The sequence below is a fragment of the Burkholderia sp. BCC1977 genome (assembly GCF_905339595.1).
Taxonomy (GTDB): domain Bacteria; phylum Pseudomonadota; class Gammaproteobacteria; order Burkholderiales; family Burkholderiaceae; genus Burkholderia.
Genome location: NZ_CAJPGQ010000202.1, coordinates 1 through 283, shown reverse-complemented (window position 1 = coordinate 283; position 283 = coordinate 1). Strand labels below are relative to the sequence as shown.

The following is a 283-nucleotide window of genomic DNA, read 5'->3' as shown; positions in this document are numbered from 1 at the left end:
ACCCGCAGCCGACAGGCCGAGGAAGATGTCCGCGCCGTCGATCACTTCGGCCAGCGTGCGCGCTTCGGTTTCGCGTGCGAAACGCTCCTTGTCCGGGTCCATCAGTTCGGTACGGCCTTTGTAGACCACCCCGGCCAGGTCGGTCACCGTGATGTTCTCGAGCGGCAGGCCGATGTCGACCAGCAGGTCGAGACACGCGAGCGCGGCCGCGCCCGCGCCGGACGCGACGAGCTTCACCTTCTTGATGTCCTTGCCGACGACCTTCAGGCCGTTCGTGACGGCT

The 283-nt window shown here is 66.8% G+C and carries 1 pseudogene; it reads right to left on the bottom strand.

Annotated features, from left to right (window positions below):
- A pseudogene (locus U5771_RS35470) lies at positions 1-283 on the bottom strand (NADP-dependent malic enzyme); the annotation flags it as partial.